This is a genomic window from Pseudescherichia sp. (genome assembly GCF_032052675.1).
Lineage (GTDB): Bacteria > Pseudomonadota > Gammaproteobacteria > Enterobacterales > Enterobacteriaceae > Pseudescherichia.
Genome location: NZ_DAMBWA010000005.1, coordinates 145,837 through 159,738 on the forward strand (window position 1 = coordinate 145,837; position 13,902 = coordinate 159,738).

Consider the following 13,902-nt stretch of genomic DNA (forward strand, 5'->3'; position numbering starts at 1 on the left):
GCTTGCGCCGCCTGAGGAATTTATTTTTTCCAGAAGTCGTCAAAAACGGTGATCGGCGGGCGGCGCTTGTGCTCGGTTTTCAGATACCAGCCCTCAATAATGCGGGCGGTGCCTTCATCCAGCGTTTTGCCTTCCAGATAATCATCAATGTTTTCATAGGTGACACCCAGCGCGGCTTCATCCGGCAGAGAGGGGCGATCGTCCTCCAGATCCGCCGTCGGCGCTTTTTTGTAGAGATGCTCCGGGCAGCCCAGATGTGCCAGCAGCTGTTTACCCTGCCGTTTGTTAAGGCGGAACAGCGGGTTGATATCCGTACCGCCATCGCCGTACTTGGTGTAAAACCCGGTTACCGCCTCGGCGGCATGGTCGGTACCTACTACGACACCCCCGGTCATGCCAGCAATGCTGTACTGGGCCTTCATACGTTCACGCGCTTTCTCGTTGCCGCGCACAAAATCGCTTAGCTCAATACCCGCTTCGCGCAGGGCCTGCTCACTGGCCAGCACGGCAGATTTAATATTAACGGTCAAGACGCGATCGGGCTTAATGAAGTTGATAGCGTCCTGGCAATCCTGCTCGTCAAACTGCACGCCGTAGGGCAGGCGCACGGCGATAAACTGCAGCGCTTCGTTGCCTGTCTCCTGACGCAGCTCACCGATCGCCATCTGGCTAAGCTTGCCAGCGAGGGTCGAATCCTGGCCGCCGCTGATGCCCAGCACCAGGGTTTTTAAAAACGGGTGCGCTTTAAGATAGGCTTTGAGAAAATCTACACTGCGGCGAACTTCTTCTTCCGCATTTACCGTTGGCTTGACGCCAAGCGCTTCAATAATTTCATGTTGCAGAGTCATTAAACATCCTCCGTTAGTGGCCAGCCGGGCCAGTGGCAATATCGCTCTCTAATAAAGCTAACCCGTTGGCACGCAAACGACAAGGCTGTCGCCGCTGAGTGCCGTAATTTACGGCGGTTTAGTAGCTTATAACAGTTTTATTAGAATTTTCCGAAAGTTATACCATGCCGAACGACGGGTTGAAAAAAGTTATTTTATATTCCAGGCTTAGATAACGCGCTGATACAACAGCGGATAACAAGAGGAAGGATTATGAATATGAAACTCGCAGGAATTATGGGTGCAGCAGCAGTTATGGCGATGCTGGCAGGGTGTACAGCTTACGATCGTACTAAAGATCAGGTCACCACGCCGGTAGTTAAAGACGTTAAAAAAGGCATGACCCGTGCGCAGGTTATGCAGATTGCAGGTAAGCCGTCCTCAGAAGTGACGATGATCCACGCCCGTGGTACCTGCCAGACCTATATCCTGGGTCAGCGCGATGGTAAAACTGAAACCTACTTTGTGGCGCTGGACGATACCGGCCACGTTCTGAATTCGGGCTACCAGACCTGTGCGGAGTACGATACCGACCCGCAGGCCCCGAAACAGTAATGCTATTTTAGCCTGAGCACGAAAAAACCGGCGTAAGCGCCGGTTTTTTTATGGCGTGAAGTCCATCAGGCCGGGATGGCGCTGATTTTACTTGCCCGGGACCAGACGCGGTGTCCCGCCAGCTGGGCCAGGAAATCATCGACAAAGGTGCCGGACGCATCATCTGCTTCGATAATGCCTGCCTCGCTCTGTGCATCTACTTTCAGCGTCTGCTTAAACTGCCGCGCATCGCCTGCCAGCGCAATCACCTTCAGGTGCTTATAGGCCTCCAGCAGGTAGTAGGCCGCGTCGCCGTTGTTCAGCAAATTGCTTACGTCACCGCCGGGAACGATAACCGCATCGACGGTCACCGAAGGCGATCCGGCAAAGGTGCCCGCCACCGACAGGCTTGAACCATCGTCGGCTGTTACTTCCCCCATTCGCGAGTAGAGCAGTTTGGCGTGTACGCCTTTCGCCCGCAGCCCCTGCAAAATAGTCAACAGTTCGCTGGCAACCACCTTATCGTTAAGCAAAATGGCAACCACTCGGCCCTTAACGCTGGCATCCGGCTGGGCGTAAAGGCTAAGCGACGGATCGCTTGCTACCCCGTTAACCTCTTTAGGTGGGGAGACGTTGAGCTGCTCATCCGTCAGGGAGATACCCAGATTTTTTGCTACCGACAGCGCCAGCATAGTATCAATGCAGGCCAGCTGATCGACGACCCGCTCGCGAATGTATCCGCGTACCACTTTGCTCAGCTCAAAGCTAAAGGCATCAATAATATGCTGCTGCTCGTGCGGGGTTTGGCTTTGCCAGAAGAGACGCGGATGAGCGTAGTATTCACCAAACGACGGGCTGCGCTCGCGGATCTTGTTGCCCTCGATCCGCTCTTGATAAGACTCAAAGCCGCCGCGTTTTGGTCCGGGAGGCGTTTCTCGCGGCCAGTTATCGTTGATCGAGTTCGGCTCGTAGTTCGCCGGGTTGGTATCGATATCCATGCGGTGCATGCCGTCGCGCTGGAAATTGTGGTACGGGCAGGTGGGGCGATTAATGGGAATTTCGTGGAAGTTTGGCCCGCCGAGGCGGCTGATCTGCGTGTCGGTATAGGAGAAAAGGCGCCCCTGCAGCAGCGGATCGTTGGTGAAATCCAGACCGGGAACGATATGGCCTGGGTGAAACGCGGCCTGCTCGTTTTCCGCAAAGAAGTTATCCGGATTGCGATTCAGCACCATTTTGCCCACTCGCTCAACGGGCACCAGCGCCTCGGGGATCAGCTTGGTCGGGTCGAGCAGGTCAAAATCAAACTTGAACTCATCCTCTTCCGGGATCAGCTGTAGCCCCAGCTCATACTCGGGGAAGTCGCCGGCCTCAATGGCCTCCCACAGATCGCGGCGATGAAAATCGGGGTCGCGCCCGGTGAGCTTCTGCGACTCATCCCACACCAGCGAAGCTTTACCCGCCACCGGCTTCCAGTGGAAGCGAACAAATGTCCCTTTGCCTTCGGCGTTAACCAGGCGGAACGTATGGATACCAAAGCCTTCCATTGTGCGGTAGCTGCGGGGAATACCGCGGTCCGACATGGCCCACATCACATTGTGCAGCGTCTCCGGCTGCAAAGAGACGTAGTCCCAGAAGGTATCATGGGCGCTCTGTCCCTGCGGGATGGCCCAGTGCGGCTCCGGCTTCACCGCGTGGACGAAATCGGGAAACTTATGCGCGTCCTGGATAAAAAAGACCGGCGTATTGTTGCCGACCAGATCGAAGATACCCTCTTCGGTATAGAACTTTGTGGCGAAGCCGCGAATATCACGCACGGTATCCGCTGAGCCAGCGCCGCCCTGTACGGTAGAGAAGCGGACAAATACCGGGGTCATCTTCTCGGGATCGCTGAGGAAATCCGCTTTGGTAATATCCTTGAGGCTCCTGTAGGGCTGAAAATAGCCGTGCGCCGCCGAGCCGCGGGCGTGAACAATACGCTCTGGAATACGCTCGTGGTCAAAGTGAGTGATCTTCTCCCGCAGGATAAAATCCTCCAGCAGCGTCGGACCGCGATTGCCCGCGCGTAAGGAGTTTTGATCGTCGCTGATGCGTACCCCCTGGTTAGTGGTCAGGGGAAAGTCTTCGCTGCCTTTGCGAAAGGTCTCCAGTGCGGTGAGCTTTTCATTATGCGTATCGGGAGCCTTTAAGCTGCCTGGGGCAGTGGGCTGCTCGCCTGGAGGGGTAGGGCGAGGATCGGGGCGGTGGGAGTTATCTTCGGGCGCCAGGGAGTCAAGGCCTGGCTGGGATTCGCTGGGATCGTGTACCGGTGAACGATGGCCGTGTGGGTTTTTCTCATTATGCGACATTGTGCTCGTCTCCTGTTTTCATTGCTGAAAGGGTGGCCGATGTAACGTCAAAAGCCTTATAACTATAGAGCAACCCCGTGTTTTTACCGTGAAATCGGCTATCATAGTGGCTGCCTGTATCTGCAATCTGTTTTAGTGAACCCGCGCTTATGAAACCTTTTCGTCAACAGAATCGTCCTGTTATCAGCTATGTACCCCGCGTGGAGCCTGCGCCGCCCGATCACGCCAATAAAATGGAGGGGTTTCGTGATGTCTGGCTGCTGCGCGGCAAGTACGTGGCGTTTGTGCTGATGGGAGAGCGTTTTCGCCGTTCACCGGCGTTTAGCATGCCCGAGGCGGCCCAGCGCTGGGCAGAGCAGATGCGTCAGGAAGGGGAGATTGACGAGGCGTAGCATTGCCCCAAAACGAAATGCCCGGCAGCGTCTGCCGCCGGGAACATGGATTTTAGCGATGCGCCAGTTCGGCACTCTCTTCGCTATTTAATACCTCTTTATCGGTCTGCTTCAGCCACTGGCTGGTGAGCGTTCCGGCGGTCATGGAGCCGTTAACGTTCAGCGCGGTACGGCCCATATCGATCAGCGGCTCGACGGAGATCAGCAGCGCCACCAGGGTAACCGGCAGGCCCATCGCAGGCAGAACAATCAGCGCCGCGAAGGTAGCCCCGCCGCCCACGCCCGCTACGCCAGCCGAGCTGATGGTGACCATACCCACCAGAGTCGCGATCCACAGCGGATCCAGCGGGTTAATCCCTACCGTCGGCGCGACCATCACCGCCAGCATCGCCGGGTAGAGACCGGCACAGCCGTTCTGGCCGATAGTAGCACCAAAGGAGGCTGAGAAGCTGGCGATAGACTCCGGCACGCCCAGGCGACGAGTCTGCGCTTCCACGTTCAGTGGAATAGAGGCGGCGCTGGAGCGGCTGGTGAAAGCAAAGGTCAGCACCGGCCACACTTTACGGAAGAATTTCAGCGGGCTAACGCCATTTACCGCCAGCAGAATACCGTGAACCACAAACATGATCCCCAGACCCAGGTAGGAGGCAATAACAAAGCTGCCGAGCTTGATGATGTCCTGCAGGTTAGAGCCTGCCACGACCTTGGTCATCAGCGCCAGCACGCCATACGGCGTCAGCTGCATCACCAGACGTACCAGCTTCATCACCCAGCTCTGCAGGGTATCGATAGCGGTCAGCACGCGCTGCCCCTTCGGCGCATCATCTTTCAGTAGCTTCAGTGCGGCTACGCCGAGGAAGGCAGCGAAGATCACCACGCTGATGATGGAGGTCGGATTCGCTCCGGTCAGATCGGCAAACGGATTTTTCGGAACGAAGGAGAGCAGCAGCTGCGGCACGCTCAGATCGGCGACCTTGCCCGCGTAGTTGCTCTGAATGGCGTTCAGGCGCGCGGTCTCTGCCGTACCCTGCACCAGCCCTTCGGCGGTAAGGCCAAACAGGTTCGTCACCAGGACCCCGACCAGCGCTGAAATCAGCGTCGTAAACAGCAGCGTGCCGATAGTTAAGACGCTGATTTTACCCAGCTGCGAGGCATTATGCAGGCGGGCTACCGCGCTCAGAATAGAGGCGAACACCAGCGGCATGACGATCATCTGCAGCAGCTGAACATAGCCGTTGCCCACCACGTTAAACCACTGGATCGAATCTTTCAGCACCTGGCTCTCTGCGCCATAGATGGCCTGTAACGCCAGGCCAAACACCACACCAATCGCCAGACCGACCAGCACTTTCTTTGCCAGACTCCACTGCTTATGGCGCGTCTGTGCCAGCAGAAATAGCAATGCTACGAACACCACGATGTTCGCAATTAATGGGAAATTCATTTCAGATCTCCTGAACGGTTTTTTATCAGGCGACGCGTTGCACGCCGCCCTGTTGCCGCCAAGGTTAGCAGAAGTGTGATTTAGGTCTTATATCCAAATGGAATGGGTTATAAGTAAACGTGCAAATTAGCCGACTTAATGACCGGATTGCTGGTTAATAAACCGATTGAACTCACCTTGCAGGGTATTGATCACCTGTGAAGACCAGCGCACTGCACTGTTATCGGGCACGCCCTGAGGCATCCATACAGCGTAGGTAAAGAGCACCATGCAAAGTACGCGCTCAAGTTGGTTACCACGCTGCGGCGTGAGAATAGGCAGGCGGAAACGCCAGCGGCAGGGCCACAGCAGCGGCACACCGGCGGGCGTCAGCATATCGGCCAGAATATGGCTCAGGTAACCCAGCACCATGCCCTGTAGGACATCGGCAGGGATAAACCAGCTATCGGGAACTTTAAGATAGAAGAGCGTTACGGCGATAAACACCGCCAGCAGGCTATGGGTAAACCCCCGATGGCCAAAGGCCCGGGCGATCGGTTTCGAGATCCACTTCAGACGCTGGCCAAGAAACGATTTCGGATGATCGATATCCGGAAGCAGGCAGGTAACAATGGCTGAGGGAACGACATGCCACCAGTCCCCTTGCGCGAGCACAGGAGTAAGCTCGGCGTTTTTGGCAAACACCGCGCAGGCAATGGAAAAAAGGAGGTGTCCTTCCGCCGTCATGATCATACTCACTTAACTGTCGAAGTATACAGTATAGGGTTTTTGTACAGTAGGCGGAAGAGGTGACGGTGTAACACTTTGTCACCGTTTTACTTTTTTTACATTAACGGGACAAAATGCATGCTATCCGCGCAGATCTTGCCCAGCGAGCTGGGCGAGCGACTCAAGTTTGACGTTGGCCAGCGCATAGCGCGGGTCCTGACGGTTCTCCTCCGCGGGCACCACGATGGCGCGCATGCGAGCCGCTTTAGCCGCAATCATGCCGTTAACCGAGTCCTCAAGCGCTACGCAGGTGAGAGGATCAACGCCAAGCTTTGCCGCGCAGTCGAGATAGACCTGCGGGTGAGGTTTACTGTAGGGCAGCGTCTGTGCTGAAGCCAGAGCATCGAAATAGTCGCTCAACTCGAAAAGCGACAGCACTTTCTCCAGCATATAGAGCGGCGAGGCCGAGGCCAGACCAATTTTGAGCCCTTCGGCTTTACACAGCGCCAGCGCCTCGCGCACGCCGGGCAGCAGCGGACGTCTCTCTTCGACCAATGAGAGGGTCCGCTGAATGATTCGGTCAGTCACTTCCTGTTTTCCTGGCCCGCTCCAGGGCTGCATGGCATACCAGAGATCGACCACCATATCGATACGTAGGCCCAGCGTATCGGGCATCTCATGGCGACGAGAGACATCGACACCGAGGCTGGATATCACCTCCAGCTCGGCCCGGTCCCAAAGCGGCTCGGAGTCGATAAGCAGGCCATCCATATCAAAAATAGCGGCGAGGATCTGACGCGGGGTTGACATAACAACCTCTCCTTGTGAGTGGAATAAATAGACAGATGAACGATCATTATGGCTGTTACCAGAGGATAACGCTTTTAAAGTCGGGCGAAAATCCTGTTCTGAAGGTAGACTTAACCCGCAAATGGAACGTCTTAAACAAGGGGAATTCATGACGTATCAACAAGCTGGACGCATTGCCGTGCTCAAGCGCGTTCTGGGATGGGTGATTTTTATCCCGGCGGTGGTATCCACCCTGATTTCCGTATTTAAATTTATGTACGATCACAGCGAAAAGCAGCCGGGGATTAACGCCGTCATGCTGGATTTCGCCCATGTCATGATTGAGATGATGCGTTTTAATACGCCGTTTCTTAACTTCTTCTGGTATAACTCGCCAACGCCTGATTTTCACCAGAAGCTGAATATCGGTTTTTGGATCATTTTCGCCCTGATTTTTATCGGATTGGCGCTGCAGGCCTCCGGGGCACGCATGAGCCGCCAGACCCGTTTTCTGCGCGAGGGGGTAGAGGATCAGCTCATCCTTGAGCAAGCGAAAGGGACGGACGGATTAACCCGCGAGCAGATCGAGTCGCGCATTGTCGTTCCCCGTCACACCATCTTCCTGCAAATTTTCCCGCTCTATGTGCTGCCCGTGATTGTCATCGTTGCCGGCTACTTCTTCTTTACCCTGCTCGGGTTTATGTAGCCGCAACACAAGCCTGGCCGCGCTGACTAAGCGGCCAGGATCCTGTCCAGCGACTGCTGGGCCGTTACCAGGTGCTGCCCACCAAAGAGGATCGCCCGGTTAAACAGCGTATAGAGCTGATAGACCGGCTGGCGCTCAAGAAAGCCGTTCGGCAGCGGCAACACCGCCTGATAGCCATCATAGATCTGCGGCGGCTGCTCCGGATGGAGCGGCAGCATCGCCAGATCGCACTCTCTGTCGCCCCAGTAGCAGGCCGGATCAAAAATGTAGGGGCCGTGCGGGCCAAGCGCGCAGTTGTTTGACCAGAGATCGCCATGCAGTAAAGAAGGCTGCGGCTGGTGGGAGGCGAGGCGCTGCTGGATATGCTCGACAATGGCATCAATATTGCCAAACGCCAGCCCCTTTTCCGCAGCCAGCTCAAGCTGCCAGCCGATACGCTGCTCGGCAAAAAAGGTTGACCAGCGACGCTGCCAGGCATTTGGCTGCGGGGTGGTAGAGAGATCGTTATCGAAGTCGAGGCCAAACTGCGGCTGCTCACTCCACTGGTGCAGTCGCGCCAGCTGCTGGCCGAGCAAAAAAGCGTTATGCGCGTCCAGCGGGCGGGGAGGGAGATACTCCATGACTAAAAAACTGTAGTCGCGATCGCTGCCGACTGCCGCCACCTCCGGGACGCTGACCGTACGGCTGCGTGCCAGAAGCTCAAGCTGATCTGCCTCAGCAGTGAAGATAGGCAGCATTTCGCGTTCATCACACTTCACAAACAGATCGCGACCACCGAAGCGGATATGCCATGCGGCATGGATCTCTCCACCCGGCAGTTCATTGCGCAGCTCGATTTCACCTTCACCCAGCTGCTCGCTTAATAGACGACTAACGGCTTGCCACATGCTCTCTCTCCCCTGCAATCTGCCAGATTAAAGGTTAGCGCGCTAACGCAGCGTAAAATACGATTTTGCGCACAGCCTGGAGGTCAGGCAAGCGCGATGGCACTTATTGCTGCTGTGCCGTCAGCCAGTTCTCCCAGGTCGTAACGTCAATATCGGGCTGCCGATCAAGCGCGCTCTCTGCGAGCGCCAGCGCATGCGCCTTAATCTCCTCTTCACTCAGCGGACTCACCAGGCCAAACGTATTGGTTCCCAGCTCATGGACCTTGCCGTCGTCATCGCTCAGGGTGAGTAGATACCCGGCAAGCGTGAAGGTGTTATTAAGTTCGTTGATTTCAGCCAAGCTATGCTCGTGAAACTTTACCGTTATTACGTAGCGAGTGATATCCCCACTGGCCATAGGTCACCTCTTTGTCATTACACATTGTTAATGCAACACTTTTTTGATAGGCGATTATCATTTCCGGCACAGATAATCATATATTTTTTGGGTATCTTCCTGAGCGCAGAGGCGTGTCCCGTGGTTGATCGTCGCCGCGCTGCCAGCAGCAACGCCAAAGCGCACCATATCCTCCAGCGAGGCCTTCTCTGCGAGCTTGAGCGTCATTGCCCCTACCATGCTGTCACCTGCGCCCACCGTACTCTGGCTTTTTACCGGAGGAGGAACCACCTGGACACACTGCTGTTCATCTACGCCCAGCGCGCCCTGCGGACCGAGGGAGACCACCACACGCTTTGCCTTGCCGCTGTTGACCAACTCCTGGGCGGCCTTGCGGACGTCGTCTGGCTGAGTGAGGTCCCGGCCGACCAGCGCGGCCAGCTCTTTTTGGTTCGGCTTCACCAGCTCGATGCCGCCAATCTCCAGGGCAGCGGCCAGCGCCTCACCGGAACTGTCAACGATGCAGCGGATGCCGTTGTCCTGCGCAGCCTTAATCAGCTGGCTCATTTTTTCTACCCTGACGCCCGGCGGTAGGCTGCCACTGATCACCAGCAGTGAACCGCTCTCTATTGTGAGCACCTGCTCTTCCAGCTGGCGGAATTCGTCGTCGCTCAGCGCGGCACCCGGCATCACAAAGCGGTACTGCTCGCCGCTGGATTCAACGTGTACGTGCAGGTTCTGCCGCGTCCAGTCATGCGTGGCGACCTGAATAGTCGTGACCTTCTCATCGGCCAGCAGGGCGGTAAGATGTTCTCCCGTTGCGCCACCGGCAGGGAAGATGGCCGTGACGCGTCCGCCAAGGTGCACGATGGCCCTAGCCACGTTAATTCCACCGCCGCCGGGTTCAAAAACTGGCGTGGTGCAGCGTAGCTTGCCTTCGGGATAGATCTGGGGGGTCAACGTCGCGCTGTCCAGCGACGGGGCCAGAGTCAGAGTATAGACTGCTGTCATTTTCATCTCCTTTCGCGTGGTTGCCCTAAGCCTGGCACTGAATTGCGGGAAGGGAAAGTAAATAACAGCATGATTTTACGAATAAATACGCATAAGCGTCAGGGGAGGGCATTATACGTTTATTAGGGGTTTGGGAGGCCTCTTATTCAAAAAACGAAATAAGAATACATTGCTATGTTATTTGAGCCTTTTTATAATTTGTTACCTTTCTTCAGATTGCTAAACATTGATCCTGAAGGAAGTTTCCAGGACCGTAGGTCCTCTTTTTTTTGCTGTACGGACTCTTTATAAATGAAGCTTTTGAAGACAGTACCCGCTGTAGTTATCCTGGCGGGAGGCGTGCTTGCGTCAATGAATGCTGCCGCAGATGATACCGTTTTTACTGTCATGGACGATCCCTCCTCAGCACAGAAACCCTTCGAAGGTAATGTGAATGCGGGCTACCTGAACCAGTCAGGTAACACGAAAAGTTCCTCCCTGACCGCTGACTCAACGCTGACCTGGTACGGCAACACGACCGCATGGTCACTCTGGGGAAACGCCAGCAATACCTCTTCTAACGATGAGCGCTCTTCAGAAAAATATGCAGTGGGCGGTCGTGCGCGTTATAACGTGACCGACGTTGACTACGTTTTTGGCCAGGCAAGCTGGCTCACCGATCGCTACAACGGCTATCGTCAGCGTGATATCCTCACAGCCGGTTATGGTCGTCAGTTCCTCAATGGTCCGGTACATAGCCTGCGTTTTGAATTCGGTCCAGGTGTCCGTTACGACGAGTACACCGACGGCGACAGCGAAACCCAGCCGCTGGGCTATGCCTCCGGTGCGTACACCTGGCAGTTTACCGACAACGCCAAATTCACTCAGGGCGTATCGGTATTTGGCGCAGACGATACTACCGTCAACTCCGAGACCGCACTTAACGTGGCGATTAACGAACACTTCGGCCTGAAGGTGGCCTACAACGTAACGTGGAACTCGGAGCCGCCGGCATCGGCACCGGAGCACACCGATCGTCGTACCGTCGTTTCGCTGGGCTATAAAATGTAATTGATTTTGGGCCGGTTATTCCGGCCCGCTTCGAAATTATCTTTTCGTGCTATTTAACCCTGCAACTACGTTTTATTTCCCTCAGAAAAGTGTTTCTCCTTTTTCTCTCCTTAATTTCATCTGCTGCAACACATTCAATTTATTTGACACTTTTTGATAAATAAACTGACTAGGCAAAAGTGTGATCTAGATCTACACTTTACCCACAGGCAAAAAAATAGCCTCCGCAGTAATGTATTAATTCAAATAGAGAAGAAACATTATGAAAACAATCAAAACACTCGCCGCCGCCACGGTGCTTTCCGCACTCTCATTTGGCGCATTCGCGGCTCAGCCAAGCTATAACACTGCCAGTCAAACTACCTACCCAAGCGCTACGTTCAACGCCGCAGACATTGAAGCGGGTTCGAATATTCAGCCCGGCTCGCAGAATACGGGACGTTCTACCGATGATGCTTTCGACGTGCATACGCTGGTAGCCGGTGAATGGTATTAATTTGGTAACCTTTAACAAACCCTGTTATTTCTCATTCATGTCGCTGCCTGACTAAGTAAAAAACCGGAGCGTGCTGTCCCGGTTTTTTTATAGTATGTGATGCTATGTAAAGTTTTCTAATTACACTCTTTTTACTGCTGCAGATAATTCTGAAAGCAAACCCGCTACCCGCGCAATAATGCGAGTAAATTCTGGGGAGCCTGATTTGCTATTTTCAGCACTGCGTTTTGACTCTCTTGCAAAATTTGCGCTTTAAGCATTTTGCTGGTTTCTAAAGCATAATCAGCATCCTGGATCCGGCTCTGCGCGGACTGCGTCGCAATTTTCTGCTGCGCCAGGACCGATTTGCTGGACTCAAAGCGGTTAATGGCAGCGCCGTACTGCGAGCGATAACCGTCAACCTTTGCCAATGCCCTGTCGAGCGAACCCATCGCCGAGCGAGCCGACTGGACGGTATCCAGCCGAGCGTCATTGATACCCAGCGTTTTGGTATCAGCCGGGGTCGTTTCCAGCGTCGTTGTCTCGATTTGATCGCCAAAGTTGGCGCTGGTGACTACCTGATAAGGGATACTCTTCTTCGGTGGCGCGGTCGGCTGGGCAGTAGGTGCCTCCAGATTTCCCCAGGTCAGCTTACTGGTAAATGAACCATTACCTACCACGACCACGATCAAATCCTCAGTGACATTATCAATCGTCACCCGTTCCAGCAGATTCGTACCGTTATTACCGTCGTTAAAGCCACCGGAAGTACTGTCCTCATAGCGGTCACCGTCCCCACTATAGGTGATGTTCATACCGTTATAGCTTAGTGAATCGCTGCCGTTGATATCCCAGGCCGCGCCGCCTTCGATCAGCATGGAGTCATCATACGTGGCGCCACTCTGGAAACCGTTAGCTTGCGAAAGCAAGCGCGTATCTGCGCTGGCGGCGTCAGTGATATTATTGCTCACCCAGGTGTAATCCGGATCGCTGACGTTAATCGGCGTGCCTGCCAGATGTTTACCGTCGCGGGTAAAGAGCTGAATATCATCATCCGCGCCAAGGGAATTGATGGTAATGGCAATATTGGTGGAACCGGCCGGAATATAGGCCAGCGGAATGATGCCTGAGCTAAAGGAGTAATCCTTGTTCGCCACCGGGAATTTGGTATTTACCGGAGCGACATTGCCGAGTAGCGCTGGCGGCAGCTCGGGATTTTCAGTAGCCAGCGGGTAAAGGCCAAAGATCTCCGTCCCTTCAGAAATACTGTCGATCCCGGCGAGAAGAGAGGCGAATTCATTTTGAATACTGGCGCGATCGCTCTCTGAGAGCGAGTCGTTCACCGACTGGATAGCAAGACCCTTAGCCCGAATAAGCATTGAGCTTATCGAACCGAGGCTGCTCTCTGCGGTTTGCGCCAGGCTGATGGCATCATCCAGCCCGCGGGAAACCACCGTGTCAGCATTTATGTTTGCGCCCATCCGATTGGCAATAGCGAGACCTGCGGCATCATCCTTTGCACCATTAATCCGCAGTCCGGACGCGAGCCTTTCGATCGATTGCTGAAGAATCGATGAGGTTCCCGACCGGGCTTTGAGACTGAGGCCTGCAATAGCGTTATGATTTATCGATTGCATGTGTTGTGTCGCGATGCTGTTTGCCCAATGTAGGTTATATCATCGGCAAAATTTGGCTTAACTTTAAAAAATAGGCCCTACGAAAAACGGTAGCGTCGGGCATGCAGTCGCCTATTTATCGGGATAGTGCGCCGGATCGCTTGACGTTAGCAGGGTTTTTCGGTGTGCTATGCCTTTAAATTCAGAGACAAACGAAAAGAGGGCACAATGGGTAACCAGGCAAAAGAGAGCGAGCTGTATGATGAGATGTGCCGCGTAGTGGGTAAGGTTGTGCTGGAGATGCGTGATTTAGGTCAGGAGCCGAAGCATATTGTGATTGCCGGCGTGCTGCGTACAGCGCTGGCGAACCAGCGAATTAAACGTGGTGAGTTAACGCGTCAGGCAATGGAGACGGTAATTAATGCGCTTGTTCCAGAAGGTAAAGGTTGAAAAGTGAAAAGGCCTCTTGCGAAGCCTTTATTTAACCTGTCACTTTATTCACCAGCTTGCTTGTGGGAATGCACATTGATGCGGTAAGGCGTTCCCCACAGGTCGCGCAAACTGCGCCATGTGGCAGCTTTTTCTCAGCGTTGTGCACTGAAAACTGAAACCTAAAGCCATTGCAGACGGGACACTGAAATTTGAGGTTTGGGATAACCCCTCCAGTCCGTTGAGTGGAAAC

Annotated in this window: 15 protein-coding genes; 6 read left to right on the forward strand and 9 right to left on the reverse strand. The window is 54.5% G+C overall.

Annotated features, from left to right (window positions below):
* Window positions 1-20: 20 nt before the first annotated feature.
* Window positions 21-848 (reverse strand): ammonia-dependent NAD(+) synthetase, encoded by an 828-nt coding sequence (gene nadE, locus RTX96_RS09155; protein ID WP_103821123.1) that lies wholly within the window; start codon window positions 846-848, stop codon window positions 21-23.
* 252 nt (window positions 849-1,100) lie between these two features.
* Between nadE and osmE the strand changes: the two genes are divergently transcribed.
* Window positions 1,101-1,442, forward strand: coding sequence for an osmotically-inducible lipoprotein OsmE (gene osmE / locus RTX96_RS09160; protein ID WP_103821122.1), 342 nt, complete (start codon window positions 1,101-1,103; stop codon window positions 1,440-1,442).
* A gap of 65 nt (window positions 1,443-1,507) precedes the next feature.
* Here osmE and katE read toward each other — a convergent pair whose 3' ends face one another.
* A complete protein-coding gene (gene katE, locus RTX96_RS09165) occupies window positions 1,508-3,766 on the reverse strand; it encodes a catalase HPII (RefSeq protein WP_312670780.1) in 2,259 nt (752 codons plus the stop codon).
* A 125-nt stretch (window positions 3,767-3,891) separates the two neighbouring features.
* Here katE and cedA point away from each other — a divergent pair, with 125 nt between their 5' ends.
* Entirely contained in the window at window positions 3,892-4,158 is a 267-nt protein-coding gene (gene cedA, locus RTX96_RS09170) for a cell division activator CedA (RefSeq protein WP_268109324.1), read from the forward strand.
* Between the two features lie 52 nt (window positions 4,159-4,210).
* Here the strand turns inward: cedA and RTX96_RS09175 are convergent, their stop codons facing one another.
* The 3 genes from RTX96_RS09175 to hxpB form a co-directional block, all read right to left on the reverse strand.
* Window positions 4,211-5,602 carry an L-cystine transporter gene (locus tag RTX96_RS09175; RefSeq protein WP_103821119.1) on the reverse strand — a complete coding sequence of 464 codons (1,392 nt, stop codon included), beginning with the start codon at window positions 5,600-5,602 and terminating at the stop codon, window positions 4,211-4,213.
* Window positions 5,603-5,737: 135 nt separating this feature from the next.
* Window positions 5,738-6,328 carry a metal-dependent hydrolase gene (locus RTX96_RS09180; protein WP_103821257.1) on the reverse strand — a complete coding sequence of 197 codons (591 nt, stop codon included), beginning with the start codon at window positions 6,326-6,328 and terminating at the stop codon, window positions 5,738-5,740.
* Window positions 6,329-6,451: 123 nt separating this feature from the next.
* A complete protein-coding gene (gene hxpB / locus RTX96_RS09185; RefSeq protein ID WP_312670781.1) occupies window positions 6,452-7,120 on the reverse strand; it encodes a hexitol phosphatase HxpB in 669 nt (222 codons plus the stop codon).
* 148 nt (window positions 7,121-7,268) lie between these two features.
* Between hxpB and RTX96_RS09190 the strand changes: the two genes are divergently transcribed.
* Complete coding sequence (locus RTX96_RS09190; protein ID WP_103821117.1) at window positions 7,269-7,805, forward strand: YniB family protein; 537 nt, start codon at window positions 7,269-7,271, stop codon at window positions 7,803-7,805.
* 26 nt (window positions 7,806-7,831) lie between these two features.
* Here RTX96_RS09190 and RTX96_RS09195 read toward each other — a convergent pair whose 3' ends face one another.
* From RTX96_RS09195 to pfkB, 3 genes are all read right to left on the reverse strand, one after another.
* The gene (locus tag RTX96_RS09195) at window positions 7,832-8,692 is read right to left on the reverse strand and encodes a fructosamine kinase family protein (RefSeq protein WP_103821116.1); all 861 of its coding nucleotides are present in this window, start codon (window positions 8,690-8,692) and stop codon (window positions 7,832-7,834) included.
* A 103-nt stretch (window positions 8,693-8,795) separates the two neighbouring features.
* Window positions 8,796-9,089, reverse strand: a complete 294-nt coding sequence (gene ghoS, locus RTX96_RS09200) for a type V toxin-antitoxin system endoribonuclease antitoxin GhoS (RefSeq protein WP_103821115.1) — start codon at window positions 9,087-9,089, stop codon at window positions 8,796-8,798.
* Between the two features lie 57 nt (window positions 9,090-9,146).
* Window positions 9,147-10,079 (reverse strand): 6-phosphofructokinase II, encoded by a 933-nt coding sequence (gene pfkB / locus RTX96_RS09205; RefSeq protein WP_312670782.1) that lies wholly within the window; start codon window positions 10,077-10,079, stop codon window positions 9,147-9,149.
* A gap of 291 nt (window positions 10,080-10,370) precedes the next feature.
* On the opposite strand from pfkB, the gene RTX96_RS09210 reads away from it, so the two are divergent.
* Together RTX96_RS09210 and RTX96_RS09215 are read left to right on the forward strand one after the other, a co-directional pair.
* On the forward strand, window positions 10,371-11,129 hold the full coding sequence (locus RTX96_RS09210; RefSeq protein ID WP_103821113.1) for a YdiY family protein: 759 nt from the start codon (window positions 10,371-10,373) through the stop codon (window positions 11,127-11,129).
* 262 nt (window positions 11,130-11,391) lie between these two features.
* The gene (locus tag RTX96_RS09215; RefSeq protein WP_103821112.1) at window positions 11,392-11,625 is read left to right on the forward strand and encodes a hypothetical protein; all 234 of its coding nucleotides are present in this window, start codon (window positions 11,392-11,394) and stop codon (window positions 11,623-11,625) included.
* 164 nt (window positions 11,626-11,789) lie between these two features.
* On the opposite strand, the gene RTX96_RS09220 is transcribed toward RTX96_RS09215, so the two are convergent.
* On the reverse strand, window positions 11,790-13,241 hold the full coding sequence (locus RTX96_RS09220) for a flagellin (protein WP_312670783.1): 1,452 nt from the start codon (window positions 13,239-13,241) through the stop codon (window positions 11,790-11,792).
* A 207-nt stretch (window positions 13,242-13,448) separates the two neighbouring features.
* Between RTX96_RS09220 and fumD the strand changes: the two genes are divergently transcribed.
* Window positions 13,449-13,670: a fumarate hydratase FumD gene (gene fumD / locus RTX96_RS09225; RefSeq protein ID WP_312670784.1), complete on the forward strand. Its 222-nt coding sequence runs from the start codon at window positions 13,449-13,451 to the stop codon at window positions 13,668-13,670.
* Window positions 13,671-13,902 lie beyond the last annotated feature (232 nt).